The sequence below is a fragment of the Streptomyces sp. NPDC020780 genome, from assembly GCF_044334475.1.
Classification (GTDB): Bacteria; Actinomycetota; Actinomycetes; order Streptomycetales; family Streptomycetaceae; genus Streptomyces.
In genome coordinates, this window is record NZ_JBIRTB010000016.1 from 63,091 (window position 1) to 83,604 (window position 20,514).

The 20,514-nt window shown below is 73.2% G+C and carries 15 protein-coding genes; 3 read left to right on the forward strand and 12 right to left on the reverse strand.

The features are described 5' to 3' along the window. Window positions 1–85: 85 nt before the first annotated feature. The 3 genes from ACH4VO_RS26930 to ACH4VO_RS26940 form a co-directional block, all read right to left on the reverse strand. A complete protein-coding gene (locus ACH4VO_RS26930) occupies window positions 86–1,075 on the reverse strand; it encodes a malate dehydrogenase (RefSeq protein ID WP_360997298.1) in 990 nt (329 codons plus the stop codon). Between the two features lie 450 nt (window positions 1,076–1,525). Then, window positions 1,526–2,359, reverse strand: a complete 834-nt coding sequence (locus tag ACH4VO_RS26935) for a DUF3017 domain-containing protein (protein ID WP_398441528.1) — start codon at window positions 2,357–2,359, stop codon at window positions 1,526–1,528. Between the two features lie 18 nt (window positions 2,360–2,377). Next, window positions 2,378–3,250, reverse strand: coding sequence for a bifunctional methylenetetrahydrofolate dehydrogenase/methenyltetrahydrofolate cyclohydrolase (locus ACH4VO_RS26940; RefSeq protein ID WP_360997294.1), 873 nt, complete (start codon window positions 3,248–3,250; stop codon window positions 2,378–2,380). 235 nt (window positions 3,251–3,485) lie between these two features. Between ACH4VO_RS26940 and ACH4VO_RS26945 the strand changes: the two genes are divergently transcribed. After that, window positions 3,486–4,076 (forward strand): hypothetical protein, encoded by a 591-nt coding sequence (locus ACH4VO_RS26945; protein ID WP_360997293.1) that lies wholly within the window; start codon window positions 3,486–3,488, stop codon window positions 4,074–4,076. Window positions 4,077–4,132: 56 nt separating this feature from the next. Here the strand turns inward: ACH4VO_RS26945 and ACH4VO_RS26950 are convergent, their stop codons facing one another. From ACH4VO_RS26950 to purN, 3 genes are all read right to left on the reverse strand, one after another. Next, window positions 4,133–5,677: a DUF2079 domain-containing protein gene (locus ACH4VO_RS26950; protein ID WP_398441531.1), complete on the reverse strand. Its 1,545-nt coding sequence runs from the start codon at window positions 5,675–5,677 to the stop codon at window positions 4,133–4,135. 172 nt (window positions 5,678–5,849) lie between these two features. Further along, a complete protein-coding gene (gene purH, locus ACH4VO_RS26955) occupies window positions 5,850–7,403 on the reverse strand; it encodes a bifunctional phosphoribosylaminoimidazolecarboxamide formyltransferase/IMP cyclohydrolase (RefSeq protein ID WP_360997289.1) in 1,554 nt (517 codons plus the stop codon). After that, a complete protein-coding gene (purN, locus tag ACH4VO_RS26960; RefSeq protein WP_360997287.1) occupies window positions 7,390–8,046 on the reverse strand; it encodes a phosphoribosylglycinamide formyltransferase in 657 nt (218 codons plus the stop codon). Before purN ends, purH begins: the two co-directional genes overlap by 14 nt. Window positions 8,047–8,284: 238 nt before the next feature. Here purN and ACH4VO_RS26965 point away from each other — a divergent pair, with 238 nt between their 5' ends. Continuing rightward, window positions 8,285–9,226, forward strand: a complete 942-nt coding sequence (locus ACH4VO_RS26965; protein WP_360997286.1) for a hypothetical protein — start codon at window positions 8,285–8,287, stop codon at window positions 9,224–9,226. 16 nt (window positions 9,227–9,242) lie between these two features. Here the strand turns inward: ACH4VO_RS26965 and ACH4VO_RS26970 are convergent, their stop codons facing one another. Next, window positions 9,243–11,174 (reverse strand): DUF6350 family protein, encoded by a 1,932-nt coding sequence (locus ACH4VO_RS26970; protein ID WP_360997301.1) that lies wholly within the window; start codon window positions 11,172–11,174, stop codon window positions 9,243–9,245. A gap of 125 nt (window positions 11,175–11,299) precedes the next feature. Between ACH4VO_RS26970 and ACH4VO_RS26975 the strand changes: the two genes are divergently transcribed. Beyond that, window positions 11,300–12,595 (forward strand): helix-turn-helix domain-containing protein, encoded by a 1,296-nt coding sequence (locus ACH4VO_RS26975; protein ID WP_360997284.1) that lies wholly within the window; start codon window positions 11,300–11,302, stop codon window positions 12,593–12,595. Window positions 12,596–12,799: 204 nt separating this feature from the next. Here ACH4VO_RS26975 and sucD read toward each other — a convergent pair whose 3' ends face one another. The 5 genes from sucD to ACH4VO_RS27000 all read right to left on the reverse strand — a co-directional run bounded on the left by sucD (window position 12,800) and on the right by ACH4VO_RS27000 (window position 20,255). Continuing rightward, window positions 12,800–13,684 carry a succinate--CoA ligase subunit alpha gene (gene sucD / locus ACH4VO_RS26980; RefSeq protein WP_307125363.1) on the reverse strand — a complete coding sequence of 295 codons (885 nt, stop codon included), beginning with the start codon at window positions 13,682–13,684 and terminating at the stop codon, window positions 12,800–12,802. A 46-nt stretch (window positions 13,685–13,730) separates the two neighbouring features. Continuing rightward, window positions 13,731–14,912 (reverse strand): ADP-forming succinate--CoA ligase subunit beta, encoded by a 1,182-nt coding sequence (sucC, locus tag ACH4VO_RS26985; RefSeq protein ID WP_360997282.1) that lies wholly within the window; start codon window positions 14,910–14,912, stop codon window positions 13,731–13,733. Between the two features lie 509 nt (window positions 14,913–15,421). Next, window positions 15,422–16,603: a VWA domain-containing protein gene (locus tag ACH4VO_RS26990; RefSeq protein ID WP_360997300.1), complete on the reverse strand. Its 1,182-nt coding sequence runs from the start codon at window positions 16,601–16,603 to the stop codon at window positions 15,422–15,424. 200 nt (window positions 16,604–16,803) lie between these two features. Beyond that, window positions 16,804–19,143, reverse strand: a complete 2,340-nt coding sequence (locus ACH4VO_RS26995) for a DUF5682 family protein (RefSeq protein WP_360997280.1) — start codon at window positions 19,141–19,143, stop codon at window positions 16,804–16,806. Next, window positions 19,140–20,255 carry an AAA family ATPase gene (locus tag ACH4VO_RS27000; protein ID WP_360997278.1) on the reverse strand — a complete coding sequence of 372 codons (1,116 nt, stop codon included), beginning with the start codon at window positions 20,253–20,255 and terminating at the stop codon, window positions 19,140–19,142. Before ACH4VO_RS27000 ends, ACH4VO_RS26995 begins: the two co-directional genes overlap by 4 nt. Window positions 20,256–20,514: the final 259 nt, after the last annotated feature.

Sequence of the window (20,514 nt, forward strand, 5' to 3'; positions counted from 1 at the left end):
GGGGGCGCCTCCCGGCGGTGGTATCACCGCCGGGAGGCGCCCCCGCGTGGTGCGTGTACGGATCCGGCCGGGGCCGGGCATCCGGTCAGATCAGGCCGAGTTCGCGGACCGCGTCGCGCTCCTCGGTGAGCTCCTTGACGGACGCGTCGATGCGCGCACGCGAGAACTCGTTGATGTCCAGGCCCTGGACGATCTCGTACGCGCCGTCCTTCGTGGTGACGGGGAAGGAGGAGATGATGCCCTCGGGGACGCCGTAGGAGCCGTCGGACGGGATGCCCATCGAGGTCCAGTCGCCCTCGGCGGTGCCGTTGACCCAGGTGTACACGTGGTCGATGGCGGCGTTGGCGGCGGAGGCGGCCGACGAGGCGCCCCGCGCCTCGATGATCGCGGCGCCGCGCTTGGCGACCGTCGGGATGAAGGTGTCGGCCAGCCACGCCTGGTCGTCGACGACCTCGGCGGCGTTCTTGCCCGCGACCTCGGCGTGGAAGATGTCCGGGTACTGGGTCGCCGAGTGGTTGCCCCAGATCGTCAGCCGCTTGATGTCGGAGACGGCGGCACCGGTCCTGGCGGCCAGCTGCGAGATCGCGCGGTTGTGGTCCAGCCGGGTCATCGCGGTGAAGCGCTCGGCCGGTACGTCCGGCGCGGCGGCCTGCGCGATGAGCGCGTTGGTGTTGGCCGGGTTGCCGACGACGAGGACCTTGATGTCGTCCGCGGCGTTGTCGTTGATGGCCTTGCCCTGCGGCTTGAAGATGCCGCCGTTGGCGGAGAGCAGGTCGCCGCGCTCCATGCCCTTGGTGCGCGGGCGGGCGCCCACCAGGAGGGCGACGTTCGCGCCGTCGAAGCCGACGTTGGCGTCGTCCGTGATCTCGATACCGCGCAGCAGCGGGAAGGCGCAGTCGTCGAGCTCCATGGCGGTGCCCTCGGCGGCCTTGAGACCCTGGGGGATCTCGAGGAGTCGCAGGCTGACCGGCACGTCCGGGCCGAGCAGGTGGCCGGAGGCGATGCGGAAGAGCAGCGCGTAGCCGATCTGGCCGGCTGCGCCGGTCACGGTGACATTCACGGGAGTGCGGGTCATGGCGGTCTCCGTTAGACAGCTGGCGGTAGGGGCCCCTGCCCCTGGTGCGGGACACCTCTGAATCTTGACGTGAAGAGATATCCGGCGGTCAGGCTATCGGACCCGCACCCTCCTGGCCGCGCGCCCCCCTGTGGGGTCCCGCACACAGCCGGTCACGTACCGCTTCCGCGGCGTGCCGCGCTCCGGTGCGGCAGCCGCTGTGGTCACCGCTGCCGCCGCCGTCGTTGCCTGACGATCACACGATGGCGGAATGGTCACTTCCGTGCCACAGGCGGCGGGCTTCCCTTGATCCGGATACCTCATGCCCATGACGCTTGAGGCAGGACAGGGCAAGGCCGCTCGAGCCATCGCATTCCGGGTGTTCTTGCGCCGGTACGCCCCGTCAGGTGTCCGTCCCTTCTCGGGGGAGGGGACGGACACCACTCACTGCGTCACTACGGGGTGGGGCGTCTAACGGATCGTGAAGTGGACCACGTCCTGCAGGAACGGGACGTCGAGCCACGGCTTGGGCTGCGCCATGAGAGCGAGCAGCACGATCAGAGAGCCCATCAGGCCGTACGTCACGAGGTCCGTGAACCGGGACCGTACGGCGAGCATGCCGACCGAGGGAACCGCCCAGCGCAGCACCGCGCCGGCGAGCAGGGCGATACCGATCAGCATCGTGCCGATCCTGAAGGCCTCGGTGAAGGGGTCGGTTCCCACGAGGAGCAGCCCGATCCCCGCCGTGCAGAGCACCGCGAGCAGCGGCCACTGCCGGGCGGGGGCGGGCGCGTCCCCGGAGGCGGCCCGGCCGCCGCCCTCGGGGCGGGCGGTGTCCCGGGTCAGCGAGAACCGGCGCGAGCGGGCGCGGGTCGAACCGTCGCCCTCGCAGGAGCCGGCCGCTTCGGCCGGCTCTTCGACGTCGGGGGCCTCGGCAGGCGCGTCAGTGCCTGACGCCTCCCCGGACCCGGCCGTGCCTTCCGGCTCGGCCTCCCCGTCATGGTCGACCGCGTCGGCCGCAGGGCCGCGGGTCCCCGCGGGGGCGGACGCCTCCGCAAGGACAGGTGCCTCCCCTTCGGAGCCGACCGCATCACCGCGGGCAGCCGCCTCGCCACCGGGGCCCGCCGCCCTGCCGTGGTCCGCGGCCTCTTCGCGGGCTGTTTCCGTGCCGCCGACCGCGGCAGCGGTCCCGGTGCCCACGGACGTTCCGGTGCCCACGGACGTCCCGGCACCCCCGGTCCCCCCCGCGCTCCCGGCCGACCTGGCCGCTTGCGTACCGTCCACCGGACTCGTACCAGCACCCATGACTTCCTTCCGGCCGGATCAGCCGGCGGATACGGCGGAGGCGGCGGCGCGCTCGGCCGCCTCGACCACGTTGACGAGCAACTGGGCCCGGGTCATCGGACCCACGCCGCCCGGGTTCGGGGCCACCCAGGCGGCGACCTCGGCGACACCGGGGTGGACGTCTCCGACGATCTTCCCGTTCTCGTCGCGACTGACGCCGACGTCGAGCACGGCCGCGCCCGGCTTCACGTCCTCGGGCTTGACAAGGTGCGGGACACCGGCGGCGGCGACGATGATGTCGGCCTGCCGGAGGTGCGACGACAGGTCACGGGTGCCGGTGTGGCACTGGGTGACGGTCGCGTTCTCCGACTTGCGCGTCAGGAGCAGCGGGATCGAACGGCCGATGGTGACCCCACGGCCGACGACCACCACATGGGCGCCGTTGATCTCCACCCCGTGGCGGCGGAGCAGCGTGACGACACCCTGGGGGGTGCAGGGCAGCGGGCCGGTCTCGTTCAGGACGAGCTTGCCCAGGTTCGTCGGGTGCAGCCCGTCGGCGTCCTTCGCCGGGTCCATCAGCTCCAGGACCCGGTTGGTGTCGATGCCCTTGGGGAGGGGGAGCTGCACGATGTACCCCGTGCAGTCGGGGTTGGCGTTGAGCTCCCGGACGACGTCCTCGATCTCCTCCTGGGTCGCCGTGCCGGGGAGTTCGCGCTGGATCGACCCGATGCCGACCTGGGCGCAGTCACGGTGCTTGCCGTTCACGTACCACCGGCTGCCCGGGTCGTCCCCGACGAGCAGCGTCCCCAGACCGGGGGTGACGCCCTGTGCCTTGAGGGCCGCCACGCGGACGGTCAGATCGGACTTGATCGCAGCTGCGGTGGCCTTGCCATCGAGAATCTGGGCAGTCATGACACCCATCCTCGCGGATGACCCCGCCCGCATACCAATTCAGGTGTGCCATGTGGACACAAGGTTGCACTTGCACAACACATTCGGCAATCGACTGGACAAAAAGTCGAGATCACGACAACGATGAGGCGCGCAGCACGCGGGCAGTGTCGGGGGGACCAGCCGTTTCGGATGCGCGACTCTCCTCCGCCAGGACCGCGTCGTCCCCGCAGATCCGCAACGGAGGAACCTCGCCATGAGCTTCGGCGACCCCAACAACCCCTACGGCCAGCAGCAGCAGGGCGGGCAGCCGGGCTACGGCTACCCCCAGCAGGCCCCGCAAGGAGTGCCCCAGCAGGGGTACGGCTACCCGCAGGCCCCGCCGGTCCAGGGCGGCTACGGCTTCCCGGGCCCCCCGACGGAGATGCCCGGAGGGGTGAAGGCCGCGCGGGTCATGCTGTACGTGATCGTCGGGCTGCAGGTCATCGGTGCGATCATCTTCGCCCTCGCCGCCGTTGCCGTGAACGCCGCCAGGAACGACGAGACGCTCAAGGAAGACGTCCAGTTCCAGCAGCTCGCCGACTACTCGGGCGCCGCCCTGTGGGGCATCGTCGCGTTCGCGGTCCTCTGGGGCGTCTTCGCCGTCGTCCTCGCCGCCAAGTTCGGCAAGGGCGGGAACGGTCTGCGGATCACGACCATCGTGTTCGGCGTGATCACCGCGATCCTCGGCATCTACCCGTTCATCGTCTTCGGTCTCGTCCACACGGTCCTCGCCATCCTGATCGTCGTCTTCGTGGCGAAGGCCGACGGCGGCGCCTGGTTCAACCGTCAGCGGTCCCAGTACTGACAGGCGCACAACGCCCGAAGGCCGTAACACCCGCTCGTCCGGCGGGTGTACGGCCTTCAGCCGTTTCCGGGCGCCGGTGTGGTCCGTTCCATCACGACGAACGAACCCGCCTGGCGCGTGATCCGGTACCGGGCCTCCGGGTGGAGTTGCCGGGCGTACTCCACCGGGTCGTCGATCGGCCGTGACCAGCCGAAGTCCAGGTTGATCGCGACGACGTCGGGCGCGGTGCCCGGGGCGCCGCCGATCCAGTAGACGGTGCGGTCGGCCGTGAGGTGCGCCATCAGCGTGATGTCCGTCTCCACGCGCGCGCCGGCCGGTATCGCCTCCAGCGCCTGCCGGGCCGCCTCCGCGCGGGCATCGGCCGCGTACGTCTCGGGACGCAGCAGGTCTCGCAGCGGGAGGTGCTGGGTGAGGGCCACGGCGATCGCGGTGGCGACGGGGACGGCGACGTTCGCGTACGAGACGAGCCAGGGCCGTTTCGACGTACGGCTGCGACGGACGCCGTCGGCCATGGCGAGGAAGACCACCGGCATGAGGATCGCGCTGTAGTGCCAGGCCATGCCCCAGTGGTTGGAGTCCTGGGAGAGCAGACGCCAGCCGAGCGTGGGCAGCACGAGCAGGATCAGGGGCGAGCGCAGGGCCATGAAGGCGGTGACGCCGACCAGGAAGACCAGCATCTCGATCTTGACCGAGGAGTCGAGGGCGCCCAGGACGGAGTCGAGCGGGGAGACCTGCCGCTCACCGTTCTGCTCGATCTTCTTCCAGTAGTCGTACGTTCCCGCGCTGCTGGCCGCCGGTATGAGGACGAGGACGGTCAGTGCGAAAGCGAACACTCCGAAGGCCGCCAGCAGGAAGCCCTGGAGCCGCCGCCCGTACACGGCGAGGAGTGCGCCGACGACCGCGACGGTGATCCCGAGGTCCTCCTTGACCAGGACGAGGGGCAGCGACCACAGGACGGCGGCCCGCCAGCGCTCCATGAGCAGGGCGCGGCACACGAGCGCGATCAGCGGGACCGCGAAGGCTATCTCGTGGAAGTCGGCCTTCACCGCTTCCTGCAGGCCCCAGGAGAGCCCGTAGGCCACGGTGACGCAGAGGCCGCTGCGGCCGCCGAGGACCTGCTGGGCGGTGCGCCCGACGACGACGGCGGAGGCGGCGAACAGGGCGGCCTGCGCGAGGAGCAGGGCGAGGGCGGACGGCCAGATCCAGTAGAGCGGCACCAGGAGCGCCACCACGGGACTGAAGTGGTCGCCGAGTATCAGATAGCCGGGACCCTTGATGTCGACGACCGGGGCCTTCAACGCGGCGTACGCGCGCACCTCCTGCTCGAAGATGCCGAGGTCCCACGAGGGCGAGTGGAAGTGGCTGTACCGGAGCCAGGAGTACAGGAAGTAGACCGCGCACAGGAGGACGGCCGTGATCACGTACGGACCCGGCGGGACCGGGTGCGGTGCCGCGTCGGCCGTGTGGGCCCCGGCGGGCCCGCCCGGTGCCTCGTCCGCGCGCCGCCCGTCCGTGTCCCCGGGGGCGTTCTTTCCGGGGCCGGGTCCGGGGCCGTCCCCGCTCCCGGGCACGTCCGTGTCGCTCTGGTTCAGGTCAAGCACGATGCCCCCGCAACGGAGTCCCTCACTGGTCACTGCCCGGCCGCGCCGGTCCCGGCTGCTGCCCGGCAAGGCCATTCATTAGAACAGAGGGGCGAGTGATCCCCTACGTCCTGACGCACCGCAGGCCGCGCCCGAAACGGGTGCGGCCTGCGGTGCGTCACTGCGGGTGGGGTCAGTGGAAGAAGTGGCGCGTGCCCGTGAAGTACATGGTCACGCCGGCCTTCTTCGCCGCCTCCACGACCAGTTCGTCGCGGACCGAACCGCCCGGCTGGGCCACGGCCCGGATACCGGCGGCGGTCAGGATCTCCAGACCGTCGGGGAAGGGGAAGAAGGCGTCGGACGCGGCGTACGCGCCGCGCGCCCGCTCCTCACCGGCACGCTCGACGGCGAGCTTCGCGGAGTCGACCCGGTTGACCTGGCCCATGCCGACACCGACCGAGGCACCGCCCTTGGCGAGCAGGATGGCGTTGGACTTGACGGCCCGGCAGGCCTTCCAGGCGAAGGCCAGCTCCCGCAGCTCGTCGGAGGAGAGCGCCTCGCCGGTGGCGAGGGTCCAGTTGGCCGGGTCGTCGCCCTCGGCCTGGAGACGGTCGGTGACCTGGAGCAGCGCGCCGCCGTCGATCGGCTTCACCTCGACCGCGCCCGCCGGGGCGTCGGGGCAGCGGAGCACCCGGATGTTCTTCTTGCGGGCGAGGACCTCGACGGCCCCGTCCTCGTACGCCGGGGCGACGATGACCTCGGTGAAGATCTCCGCGACCTGCTCGGCCATCTCGACGGTCACCGGCCGGTTGACGGCGATGACGCCGCCGAAGGCGGAGAGCGGGTCGCAGGCGTGGGCGTTGCGGTGCGCCTCGGCGACGTCGTCCGCGATCGCGATGCCGCACGGGTTGGCGTGCTTGATGATCGCGACGCACGGTTCCGCGTGGTCGTACGCGGCACGGCGGGCGGCGTCCGTGTCCGTGTAGTTGTTGTACGACATCTCCTTGCCGTGCAGCTGCTCGGCCTCGGCGAGGCCGCCCTCACCGGAGGTGTAGAGGGCGGCGGGCTGGTGCGGGTTCTCGCCGTAGCGCAGGACGTTCTTGCGCGCGTACGTCGCACCGGAGAAGTCGGGGAAGCCCGAGTCGTCGGCGGCGGCGTAGCCGTCGGCGAACCAGGAGGCGACGGCCACGTCGTACGCGGCGGTGTGCTGGAAGGCCTCGGCGGCGAGCCGCTTGCGCGCGGTCAGGTCGAAGCCGCCCGCCTTGACCGCCGCGAGAACGTCGGCGTACCGCTCCGGGCTGGTCACCACGGCCACGGACGGGTGGTTCTTGGCGGCGGCGCGGACCATCGACGGGCCACCGATGTCGATCTGCTCCACGCACTCGTCGTCGGACGCGCCGGAGGCGACGGTCGCCTTGAACGGGTAGAGGTTGACGACCACGAGGTCGAACGGTTCCACGCCGAGCTCGGCGAGCTGCTCGCGGTGGGCGTCCAGGCGCAGGTCGGCGAGAATGCCGGCGTGGACCCGGGGGTGCAGCGTCTTCACCCGGCCGTCGAGGCACTCGGGGAAACCGGTGAGCTCCTCGACCTTGGTGACCGGCACGCCGGCGGCGGCGATCCTCCCGGCGGTGGAGCCGGTGGAGACCAGCTCGACACCCGCCTCGTGGAGACCGCGGGCGAGGTCTTCGAGCCCCGTCTTGTCATAGACACTGACCAGGGCGCGGCGGATGGGCTTATTCACCGACATGACCGAGATGAACCTTTCGTCCCTCAATGCGATAGCCGTCGCGGGCGAGCCGCCCTACGGCCTCGACGAGCAGCTTGCGCTCGACTTTCTTGATGCGTTCGTGGAGAGCGGCTTCGCCCTCCGCCGTGTCCTCTTCGGTCACCTCGACCACGCCCTGCGCGATGATCGGACCGGTGTCGACGCCGTCGTCGACGAAGTGGACGGTGCACCCGGTGACCTTCACGCCGTACGCGAGCGCGTCGCGGACCCCGTGGGCACCGGGAAAGCTGGGGAGCAGGGCGGGGTGGGTGTTGACGATCCGGCCGCCGAACGCGGCGAGGAACTCCTTGCCCACGATCTTCATGAAACCCGCGGACACGACAAGGTCCGGACGGTGTCCGGCCACGGCCCCGGTCAGCGCGGCGTCCCAGTCCTCGCGGGTCGCGTGGTCGCCGACCCTGCACACGAAGGTGGGAAGTCCGGCGCGCTCGGCACGCTCGAGCCCGGCCGTCCCGTGACGGTCCGCGCCGACCGCGACGACCTGGGCGCCGTAGCCCTCGGGGTCGTCGCCGATCGCGTCGAGCAGTGCTTGGAGGTTGGTGCCCGAGCCGGAGACCAGGACGACGAGGCGGGCCGGAGCGGCGGAGGAGGGCGGGGAGGCCACAGCTGGGCCCTTTCTCGCGTGGTAAGGCAGGTGCGATGTGCGGGGGATGCGTTTGTACGGTCGTACGAAAGAAGCTCGCCCCTGCATACGGGGAACTCTACGAACGGGCCGACCGTCAGCAACGATACCGGCACACCCGGCGGCCCCCACGGGACGGGGGCGCGGCCGGGAGGTAGCGTCAAGGGACAGCGAACCGTCCTCCGGACGGAAACGACGAGATGGGGAAGACGTTCACCACATGCCGGACCGCCTCCGCACCGCCTTTGGCCACCCGCTGCCCGAGCGGGCATCCACGCTGATGCGGGAACACCGGCCCTCGTCGCCGGACTCCTCGTCGCCGGGGTCTTCGTCGCCCGACTCCTCGTCCCCGCGCGCCTCCGGCTCCTCCTCGGACGGCTCCTCCTCCCAGGACTCCCCCTCCGCGCCCTCGGACGACAATCCGTTCGCGGCGCCGCCCGAGGACCGGCCCGACCAGCCCTGGCAGCCCCGCCACCCCTCCCACGAGCCGGGGAACGCCGGCGGTGACGGAGGGGGCGAAGGCAGCGGGGACGGTTCGTCCGGCGACCGTCCGGCCTGGGGCGGCCGGTGGAGCGACCAGCAGCCGGGCCGGCAGAACGGCGGTTTCGGCAGCCGCCCCGGCGGCACGGGCGGTCAGGGCGGTCAGGGCGGTCCGGAGGGCAAGCCCGGCGGCCCGCGCTGGGATCCGACCGACCCCGTGCAACGGCGGGCGCGCTACGCGCTGCTGGGGGGCATGTGGGCGTTCTTCTTCGCCCTCTTCGACTTCCCCGAGATCGCCCTGCTCCTCGGCGCCCTCGCCGTGTACTGGTCGATCAGCGCCCTGCGGGCGGGCCCCCGCACCCCTGCGGCATCCGGTTCCGGCGCGCAGGGGGCGCCGGGGGGCGCAGCCGGTGGCACGCCGGACCGCGCAGCCGCGCCGGTACCGCCGGGAAGCGCGCCGGGCACCGGGCAGACCGGCGGCCGGCAGCAGACCACGGCGGCCGTGAGCGGACTGGTGACCGCGCTGCTCGCGCTGTCGATCGTCGCCACGGGGTACACGGTCCAGCTGGTCTACCGGGACTACTACACCTGCGTGAACGACGCCCTCACCAAAACGGGCGCCCTCGCCTGCAACGAGAAGCTGCCCGACCCGCTGCGGCCACTCTTCGGCGTGAAGAAGTAGCGCGGGCGGCGACCGGTCAGTCCTGCCGGCCCGGTTCCGGGTGCCCCTGGGCATCCGGAACCGGGCCGCTTCCCGTTGCCGCGTCCTGAGGGGCCTCGACCGCGGGGTCCGGGGCGGAGGCAGGGGGCGGACCGGGGTACGGGGCCGGGGCAGGCGCGGAGGCGGGAGCCGGCCCGGGGGCGGGGGCTGCGCCGGGGGCCGGTGCCGCAGAGGGCGGAGGGGCCGGGGCCGGAGGGGCCGGGGCCGCGGAGAGTGGAGGGGCCGGGGCCGCGGAGGGCGGAGGCGGCGCAGGGGCGGGGGCCGTGACGCGGTGGGGATCCGGTGGGAAGTCCGCCATCAGTCCCCCGGAGTTCCTCCTGAGCGAGGCCCACCGTGCGGCTCTCGCGCCGTCCTCGTGCCACGGATCGGCCGACAGGAAGTCGTACGGTGCCACGTCCCCGCCCTGTTCCCCGGGCACCGGCCCCGCCGTGCGCGCGCGCCTGCGGGCCGCCCTCCGCCCCCACCACTTCCCGGCTCCCGGCCGGGTCTCCTCGTCGCCCGCTTCCTTCGCATCCGCCTCCGCGCCCGGCACCGCCCCCGGTGCCCCCTCCGGCCGGGGCGTCTCCTCCTGCCGCTTCTTCTCGGCCTGCGGTTCCGCTCCGGCCCCCGCCCCCGTCGGCACCGCGTCGCGCCGCCATTGCCATCGGTGGACCCGGAGCCTCCAGGCACGGGACAGCAGCGCCGCCGGTACGCCGATCACGGCCGTCCACGCCAGGGCCGCCGGACCCACGAGCCACCACACCGGGCCGAACTCCGCCAGCGCCCCGGTGCCCAGCGGGCCGCCCGAGGCCGCCGCCAGTACCGCCGCCCCCGCCCCGCACCCGACGGCGGCGAGTGCTGCCACCACGGCCGTACCCCCGGGCTCCCATGCCTCCTCCCGCACCCCGGCGGTGGGTGCCGCGGCCCGGGCCACGAACCGGGCGACGACCAGAGCGGCGACGGCGGGGACCGCCACGGCCGCCCAGTTCGGCACCGTACCCGGGCCCTGTGACGGCACCGCCGCGAGCAGCGGGAAGTCAGGGAGGGCGGGATGCCCGGTGACGGCGAGGGGGGTGGCCGTGGACGCCGTACCGAGCGCGAAGCCGGGCCCGAGGCCGTAGGCGGCGCCCCACATCGCCGCGTTCGGTACGAGGGCCAGCGCGAGCAGGAGGACGGACACCCGGCCCGCCCAGTTGCCGGACAGGGCCGCGAGCGACTCCAGTGCCGTCCCCGCGTGCCACGCCAGTGACGCGGCGACCAGCAGCGCACCGGCGCCGAGCAGCGTCATGACGCCGGCGGCCGACGACCGCAGGACGGCCCCCGCCCCGGCCCGGAAGCGCGAACGGGCGGCCGCCTCCTGCACACGCAGCGGTGCCCAGGCCGCCAGCGGGCCGAGGGGCCGCCCTCGTGCCGTCCACAGTCCCGACCCGGCCGCCCCGGTCACCACGGCGGCGAGCGGGAAGGCGAGCGAAGCCCGCTCGGCGGGCAGTCCGCCGCCCCGCGCGTACGCCGCCGCCGCCAGTACCACCAGCAGGTAGCCGGCCCCGACCGAGCAGAACGCACCGATCGCCGAGTGCCGCGCCGCCGGTTCCTCGTCGGCCTCCGCGGAGTCCCGGGCCGCCCGGTGGAGCAGCCATACCGGCAGGGCCGTCAGCAGCAGCGGGACCGTCCCGACGGGCGCGGGATGACCGCTGAGGGTGTCGGCCCTGACGAGTTCGGCGCCGTGCGCGAGGAGCCAGAGCCCGGTCGCCACCCGCAGGGCCCCGTCCGGACCGTTGTCGGGGTACGGGGAGATGATCCACAGCACCACGACGAGGACGGCCAGCGAGCCGAGGCCGAGCCCTGCGGCGACCACCCCGCGTACGAAGGCGTGGGCCGACGCGGCCGACCTGCTCCGCCCGGCCGGCAACGTGGGGCTGCGCTCGGTCACTTGGGTCACCCGGCCATGGTCCCAACGACACGCGCTTATTTCGCGTAACGGGCGAATTGACGCCGTGTCGCCCAATATACGTTTATGTACTTTTTCACCCAGTGCAGTGTCCTGAAGGACCGGGCATGACACGGAGCACCACCGGCCCCGCCTCCACGGACCGGCTCCCCTCCCCCAAGGAGCGCCGTCGGCTGCGGGAGGCCCGCGCGTTGAGCGAGGAGCAGGTCGCGGCGGCCCTGGGCGTCACCCCCGCCACCGTGCGCGCCTGGGAGAAGGGGCGCACCAGCCCACGGGGGCGCCGACGCGTCGCGTACGCCCGGCTGATCGGGTCCACCGCCCCGCGAACGGCGGCGCCGGACGGGCCGCCGCCCACCGCCGGAGCCGCCGGAAGCGCCCCGATGCCCCCGGCCGGGCCCGGCGCCGACGCCCCCGCGGACCACACCGGGGCCTCCCCCGAGCCGCCCCCGCCCCCGCCCCCGTCCCCGTCTTCCCCGACGGCCGGGGCCGCAGGGCCGCCCGCGCCCCCGGAACCCGCCGCGCCCCCCGGGCAGGCTGCGACCTCCGGACCGGCCGTGCCCGCAGGCGTACGGGCACGGGTGGGGCCCACGGCCGAGGAGGCGTTCGACGCCCTGTACACGCGGACCGCCCCGGGCCTCGTCCGCCAGGCCTATGTGCTGACCGGGCGACGGGCTCTCTCCCGGGAGGCCGTCGAGCACGCCTTCCAGGTCGCCTGGCAGCGTTGGCCCGAGGTCGCCCGGGACCGCGACCCGGCGGGATGGGTACGGGCGGCGGCGTACGAGTACGCCCTGTCGCCCTGGCACCGGCTGCGCCGCGGGCACCGCCGCCCCGACGCCCTCCCCGAGGACCCGGGGCGGCGGGCCCTGCTCGAGGCGCTGCTCGCCCTGCCGCCCGCACACCGCCGCACCCTGCTGCTCTACGACGGGGTGGGACTGGACCTCCCGGAGACCGCCGCGGAGACGGAGGCGAGTACCCCGGCCGCGGCCAACCGGCTCCTGAACGCGCGGGCCACCGTCACCGAGCGGCTGCCCGAACTGGCGGGCCGCTCGACGCCTGGCGAACAGTCCGCGCTGCTCCACGAGCGGCTCGGCGCGCTGGCCCTGGCCGAACACGTGCCGGCACCGCCGTCGGCCCCCGCCGTGCGCACGGGCGGCGAGCGCAGGGCGGAACTCTGGACCCGAGCGGCCCTGTGCTTCGGTGTGCTGCTCGTCGGCGCCACCACCTTCACCCTGCGCACGGCCCCGACGCAGTACGAGCAGCCGATCGCTCCGGCCGCACGCGTCGCGGGCGTGCCCCCGCTGGGCGGTCCGCAGAAGCTGACGCCCCAGGACCTGAAGCTGCAGAAGACACTCCGCGGCGCCCTCGTGCACGGGCCGGAGCGGCTGGTGCCGGGGCTCCCCTGACGGCCGGGGACCGACGGCCGGCTCCGCACGGGCCGGTTCCTGACCGTTGGTCACCCGGGTCGGCGGCGGTGGTCGATCGGCAGCCGTCCGTCGCGCGGCACCAACGAAACGGCGCGGGTCCGCACCCCTTCGATGAGGGTGCGGACCCGCGCCGTTTCCCGCGGTGACACACGTGCCGGGCGGACGGGCCGCCGCGGCGCGCGGTCAGCCGCCGAGGATCTCGCGCGCCAGCTTGGCGGTCTCGGTCGGCGTCTTGCCGACCTTCACGCCGGCGGCCTCGAGGGCCTCCTTCTTGGCGGCGGCGGTGCCGGAGGAACCGGAGACGATGGCACCGGCGTGGCCCATCGTCTTGCCCTCGGGAGCGGTGAAGCCCGCGACGTAGCCGACGACCGGCTTGGTGACGTTCTTCGCGATGTAGTCGGCCGCGCGCTCCTCGGCGTCGCCGCCGATCTCGCCGATCATCACGATGAGGTCGGTGTCGGGGTCCGCCTCGAACGCCGCGAGGGCGTCGATGTGCGTGGTGCCGATGACCGGGTCGCCACCGATGCCGACGGCGGACGAGAAACCGATGTCACGGAGCTCGTACATCATCTGGTAGGTCAGCGTGCCGGACTTGGACACGAGACCGATGCGACCGGGCTTGGTGATGTCGCCCGGGATGATGCCGGCGTTGGACTGGCCGGGCGTGATCAGGCCGGGGCAGTTCGGACCGATGATCCGGGTCTTGTTGCCCTTCGAACCGGCGTACGCCCAGAAGGCGGCCGAGTCGTGGACGGCGATGCCCTCGGTGATCACGACGGCCAGCGGGATCTCGGCGTCGATCGCCTCGACGACGGCGGCCTTCGCGAAGGCCGGCGGCACGAAGAGGACCGAGACGTCGGCGCCCGTCTTCTCCATCGCTTCCTTGACGGAGCCGAATACGGGTACCTCGGTACCGTCGAAGTCGACGGACGTGCCCGCCTTGCGCGGGTTCACCCCACCGACGATGTTCGTGCCGTCGGCCAGCATGAGCTTGGTGTGCTTCATGCCCGTGGCGCCGGTCATCCCCTGGACGATGACCTTACTGTCCTTGGTGAGGAAGATAGCCATGGTGTTGGAGTCCCTTAGTCCTTTGTCGTGTCGGAGACGCGCAACGTCACAGCGCGGCAGCGGCGAGCTCGGCGGCCTTGTCGGCCGCGCCGTCCATGGTGTCCACCCGCTGCACGAGCGGGTGGTTGGCGTCGGAGAGGATCTTGCGACCCAGCTCCGCGTTGTTGCCGTCGAGGCGCACGACCAGCGGCTTGGTGACGTCCTCGCCCTTGGACTTGAGCAGCTCCAGGGCCTGGACGATGCCGTTGGCGACCTCGTCGCACGCGGTGATGCCACCGAAGACGTTGACGAAGACGGACTTGACGTCCGCGTCGCCGAGGATGATCTCCAGGCCGTTCGCCATGACCTCGGCGGAGGCGCCGCCACCGATGTCCAGGAAGTTGGCGGGCTTGACGTTGCCGTGCTTCTCACCGGCGTACGCGACGACGTCGAGGGTCGACATGACCAGACCGGCACCGTTACCGATGATGCCGACCTCGCCCTCGAGCTTGACGTAGTTGAGGTTCTTGGCCTTGGCGGCAGCCTCGAGCGGGTTGGCCGCGGCCTTGTCCTCGAGGGCGTCGTGCTCCGGCTGGCGGAAGTCGGCGTTCTCGTCGAGGGACACCTTCCCGTCCAGCGCCAGGATGCGGCCGTCCTTGGTCTTCACCAGCGGGTTGACCTCGACGAGAAGCGCGTCCTCGGCGACGAAGGTGTCCCACAGGGTCACCATGGCCTCGGCGACACCCTCGGCCACCTCGGCCGGGAACTTCGCCTGGGCCACGATCTCGCGGGCCTTCTCGATGTCCACGCCGTCGACGGCGTTGACCGGGACCTTCGCAAGGGCCTCGGGGGTCTTCTCCGCGACCTCCTCGATGTCCATGCCGCCCTGCACCGACGCCATGGCGAGGAAGGTGCGGTTGGTGCGGTCGAGGAGGTACGAGACGTAGTACTCCGCCTCGATCTCCGGGGACAGCTCGGCGATCATCACCTTGTGGACCGTGTGGCCCTTGATGTCCATGCCGAGGATGTCGGTCGCGCGAGCGACCGCCTCATCCGGGTCCGCCGCCAGCTTCACGCCGCCGGCCTTGCCACGGCCGCCGACCTTCACCTGCGCCTTGACGACGGACTTGCCGCCCAGCCGCTCGGTCGCCTCGCGGGCTGCCTCAGGCGTGTCGATCACTTCACCGGCCAGCACCGGTACACCGTGCTTGGCGAAGAGGTCCCTCGCCTGGTACTCGAACAGGTCCACGCGCGTCCGTCCCTTTTAGTGGTCTCGCGGTTCGTTTTCTGCGTGGGCGTGCCGCGAGGGCAACGTGACTGCGCAGTCACTAGGGAGGCGCACACGGTGACCCGGTACGCGGCATGTCCATCCGGCAGGTTATCCCCGCGCTCCTCCGGACCCTAAATTGCAGATCACACCTGAGCGGTGATAACGGTCACAGAGCACGCTGGTGGGCCGGGGTGCGGAGGCCGGAACGGCTCGTCGCCGTCCGGTTCGGGGCGGGCCGGACAGCCCGTCGGCCCGGTCGCACCGAGGGCCCCCGTCGCACAGGGCGACGGTCAGCCCGGTCGCGCGGGCCGACGCCGTCAGCCCTGGCAGCGCTGCGGGCCGGTCCCGTCTGCCCCGTCAACGCCATGGGCCGGCGCCGTCAGCCCCGTCGCACGGAGCCGCTCCGGCCCAGGGGCCGGAGCCGTCAGCCCCGTCAACGCCACGGGTCGGTCCCCTCGGACCCGTCGGTCCCGGGTGCCCGGTCGGACTCACCGGCCGGTGTCCGGTACGGGCAGGGGCCGCTTCTCGAGCGCCGCCGCCATGACCTCGGGGAAGAGGTCCGGTGTGCACGCGAAGGCCGGCGCGCCGAGCGCCCCCAGCGCTGCGGCGTGCTCCCGGTCGTAGGAGGGCGTGCCCTCGTCCGAGAGGGAGAGCAGGGTCACGAACTGCACACCGGAGGCCGTCATCGCGGCGACGCGTCCGAGCATCTCGTCACGGATACCGCCTTCGTGGAGGTCGCTGATGAGTACGACGACGGTGTCCGCCGGACGGGTGATCCTCGACTGGCAGTAGGCGAGGGCGCGGTTGATGTCCGTACCGCCGCCGAGCTGCGTGCCGAACAGCACGTCGACCGGGTCGTCGAGCCGGTCGGTGAGGTCGACGACGGCCGTGTCGAACACGACGAGTCTGGTCGCCAGGGTGCGCAGGGAAGCGAGCACCGCTCCGAAGACGGCCGCGTGGACGACGGAGGCGGCCATGGACCCCGACTGGTCGACGCAGAGAATGACGTCCTTCTTCACGGACCGGCCGGCCCGGCTGTACCCGATGAGGCGCTCGGGGACGACGGTGTGGCCCGCGCCGTCTCCGGGGAGGGGCAGGTAGTTCCCGAGGTTGGCGCGGATCGTGCGGTCCCAGTCGATGTCGCGGTAACGCGGGCGGCTCGCACGGGCCGAACGGTCCAGAGCACCGGTAAGGGCCGCCCTCGTCCGGGCGGCCAGGCGGCTCTCCAGGTCCTCCACGACCTTGCGCACGACGGCGCGGGCGGTTTCCCGCGTCGTCTCGGGCATGGCCTTGGTGAGCGAGAGCAGGGTGCCCACGAGGTGGACGTCGGGTTCGAGCGCCTCCAGCATCTCGGGCTCCAGCAGCAAGGCGGCAAGCCCAAGGCGGTCGATGGCGTCGCGCTGCATGACCTGGACGACGGAGTGGGGGAAGTACGTACGGATGTGACCGAGCCAGCGCGCGACGGCCGGGGCGGAGGCGCCGAGCCCCGCCGACCGCTCGGCCCGTCCCCGGCCGGCCGGCTTCTTCCCGCCGTCGTAGAGGTCGGCCAGGGCGCCGTCCATCGCGGCGTCGCGGCCGGTGAGCGCGAACCCCGTGCTCTCGGCGCTGTCCGCGCCGAGCACCATGCGCCAGCGCCGCAGCCGCTCCTCGTCAGGCGGAGCCGCCTCCATCGCCCTCCCCTTCCCACGCCGTTCTTCCCCGGGGTCCGCCCTGCCCGTGGTCACCGCGTCGTCCCCGGTCACCGGCTGGTCTCCTCCTGTCACCGGGCCGCCCCTCACCGGGGTCACCGGAAGCCCGTCCGGTCCGCTCCGGTGCCGGTCGCCGGAGGGCCGCCGCCCGGGGAACCCGGCCATCGCCGCGTGCTCGCCGGTCACCGGGCGCCCGCCCGTTCCGCTCCGGCGCCGGTCCCGAGCAGGAGATGGAGCACCGGTACCACCGCGGCCGCCCTCTCCTCGTCGAGTCCCGCCCCGAAGCCGGGTGCCGCCGCCTCCACCTCGCCACCCGCCCGGTCAGGACCCCGGCCGCGTCGGACGAGTTCGCCCAGAGTGCGCCGCGCGCCCGGTTCGTAGGCCGAGAACGTACGGCGCAGGAGCGGGAGGGCGTCGGTGAACACCGCGGCCGGCATGCCGGTCAGCCACGCGTCGAGGAGGCCGAGGAGCCGCTCGTCGTGGACGAGCAGCATGCCTCCGCCGGCCGCACCGCCGAGGAAGCCCTCGATCCATGCCGCCGCGTCGGCCGGTGGTGTGCCCGGCGAGAGGGCCAGGCCCATCAGCCGCGCCGCCCTGTCGCCGCCGAGCCGCCCCTCGTCCAGGAGCAGGCGGGTGGCACGGCCCCGGATCACGCCCGCGACCGTGTCCCTGGCGGACAGCGTGCCCAGGACTCCGGCCCAGCGCTCGCGCAGCCCGTCCGCCGGTACGGCGCCGGCCAGCAGCCCCACCGCCGTGTGCACGCCCTCCACCCGCAGCCGCATCCGCCCCGCGCTGTCCGCGTCGAGACCGGCACAGGCCCGCGGAAGACCCACGCAGAGGCGTTCGGCGAGGCCGGCAGCCACCTTTCCCAGGTCGGACGTGTCCGTGGCACGGACGTCCCCGTACCGCAGGGACCGGGCCAGCGGGGGCAGCGCGTCGGCGAGATGGCCCACGTCCGTGTCGAGGGCCGCCCGGTCGGCCAGGGCCCCCATCACGACGGGCAGCGCATCGGGCAGTCCGGCCAGGAGACACCGCTCGGCGAGCACCGTGACCTCGGCGAGGGAGGCCGCCGAGGTCGCGTCCGACACGGTCCGGGCGGTCGCGGCGGAGAGCACCGTGGTACCCCATACGCCGGCTTCCGCGACCCGGACGAACAGCTCCGGCTCCCAGCGGAGCCGCCAGCTCTCCCGGAAGGTCCCCGTACTGCCCCGGCCCACCGCGGGCTCGCCCCAGCCGATGTCCAGGAGCCGCAGCCGGTGCAGCATCCGGCTGCGGGCCGCGTCGGTGTCCTTGCGCACGTCGAGCTCCACCTCCCGCTCCTGCGCCTCCGGTCGGAGGCGCAGGGCGCGCTGCTGCCTGGCCAGGTCGCGCTGGAGGGGGACGGCGGGGGCGCTGTCGGGCACCTCGCCGAGCGTCTCGCCGATGACGAGCCGGTCCCGCACCAGGCCCAGCGGCACGTCGGAGCCCTCGCACATGACGGCCCGGACCGCGTCGGTGGTCTCGGCGAGACCCGGGGCCGGGCGGTCCCGCAGGGCGGCCAGCGTGGCGGCGAGCCGCACGGCCTCGATGACGTGCGCCGAGGAGACGAGGTGGTCCTCTGCGCGCAGCAGTCCGGCGACCTTGGTCATCCAGCGCTCGACGGTCCGGTCGGGTGCGGCGAAGAGGTGGCCGTACCATCCGGGCGATTCGATCCCGGCGCCGTAACCGCTGTGCCGGGCGAGCCTGCGGTGGGTCCAGGGCACCCATGTCAGCTCGGCCCTGACCTTGGGCATGCCCTTGAGGAGTGCCTTGTCCGCGGCGACCGTCGTCCGGGCGGCCAGCGCGGGGACGTGCCAGGCGCCGCAGACCACGGCGATGTGCTCGCCGAACTCCTTGCGGGCCGCCCGCATCCGCAGGCGCATACAGGCCTCCCGCACGGCGTCCCGGGGGTGCCCTCCGTCGCCGTACGCCTCGCGCAGGGCCGTCATGGCCTCGGCGAGGGCGGTGAACGGGGCCAGCGGGTCCGCCGGGGCCCCGTCCTCCGCCCGGTGCCCGCCTCCGGCGCGGTGCTCGACGGCGTCCTCCCACCAGCGTTCGGGATCGTCGTAGCCGGCGGCGCCGGCGAGGATCCCGACGGGGTCGATGCCCCGGTCCTGTTCCTGCGGAGCGTCCTGGGTCCGCTCGGTCAGGGCCAGGGAGTGCGCGGCGGGCAGGTCGACGAAACGCACCGGTGTGCCGTGCGCCAGGGCCCAGCGGATCGCCACCCACTCGGGGGAGAACTCCGCCATCGGCCAGAACGCGGCGTGCCCCGGATCGTCCACCGCGTGGGCGAGGAGCGCGACCGGCGGACGCATCCGCTCGTCGGCGGCGAGCGCCAGCAGTGCGTCCCCCTCGGGCGGGCCCTCCACGAGCACGGCGCTCGGGCGTACGGATTCCAGGGCGGCGAGGACCGCCCGGGCGGACCCCGGACCGTGGTGGCGCACCCCGAGCAGCAACGGCCCTCCGGGCGGCTCGGGGCCCGGTCCCGGCGCGGGGGCCGTCATGCGGTCACCTCACGGCAGGCGCGGTAGAAGTCCTTCCAGCCGTCCCGCTCCCGGACCACCGTCTCCACGTACTCCTGCCAGACCACGCGGTCGGCCGAGGGGTCGCGGACGACTGCGCCCAGGACACCGGCCGCCAGGTCGCCGGGCCGCAGCACGCCGTCGCCGAAGTGGGCCGCGAGAGCGAGGCCGCCGGTGACGACGGAGATGGCCTCGGCCGTGGACAGCGTTCCGGAGGGCGACTTGAGGCGGGTACGGCCGTCCGCGGTGACTCCGTCGCGCAGTTCCCGGAACACGGTGACGACGCGTCGGATCTCGGCGATGCCGTCGGGCACGGCGGGCAGGTCGAGCGAGCGGCCTATCTGCTCGACCCGCCGGGACACGATGTCCACCTCGGCCTCGGGTGTCGCGGGCAGGGGCAGCACGACCGTGCTGAAGCGGCGGCGCAGGGCGCTGGAGAGCTCGTTGACCCCCCGGTCGCGGTCGTTGGCCGTGGCGATGAGGTTGAAGCCGCGCACGGCCTGGACCTCCTGTCCCAGCTCGGGAACGGGGAGGGTCTTCTCCGACAGGATCGTGATGAGTGCGTCCTGCACGTCGGCGGGAATGCGGGTGAGCTCCTCGACCCGGGCTGTCATGCCCTCGGCCATGGCTCTCATGACGGGGCTCGGCACCAGCGCCTCGCTGCTGGGACCGTGGGCCAGTAGCTGCGCGTAGTTCCACCCGTAGCGAACGGCCTCCTCGGGGGTGCCTGCCGTCCCCTGGACGAGCAGGGTCGAGTCCCCGCTGACCGCGGCGGCGAGGTGCTCCGACACCCATGTCTTCGCGGTGCCCGGAACCCCCAGGAGCAGCAGCGCCCGGTCGGTCGCGAGCGTGCTCACGGCTACTTCCACGAGGCGGCGGGGGCCCACGTACTTGGGGGTGACGAGTGTGCCGTCCGGAAGCGTCCCGCCGAGCAGGTAGGTGGCGACGGCCCACGGCGAGAGCTTCCAACGGGCGGGCCTCGGACGGTCGTCCGCAGCGGCGAGGGCCGCGAGCTCGTCGGCGAAGGCGCGCTCGGCGTGCGGCCTCAGGGCCTCGCCCACGGCGGCGGCTGCGGTGTCTGCGAACGCGGTCATGGATCCCCCTCCAGATCGTTCGACCGGATGTGGTTTCCACCGTGCACCATGGCACTGACAATCGACCCCGGCCGCCTGCAGGGCCGTTCGGGGGCCGCCGGGGTGCGGGCTCGGAACGGGTCGGCCGACGACCGGGGTGCGACGCCGTCGCCGTCCACAGCGGCACGGGTGCGTCCGAGGTGGGGGGTGCGGGCGACGCCGCATCGCCGTCCAGGCTCCCGCTGCGAACGCTCCGTCCGTCGCGGCGCGCCGCCCGGAA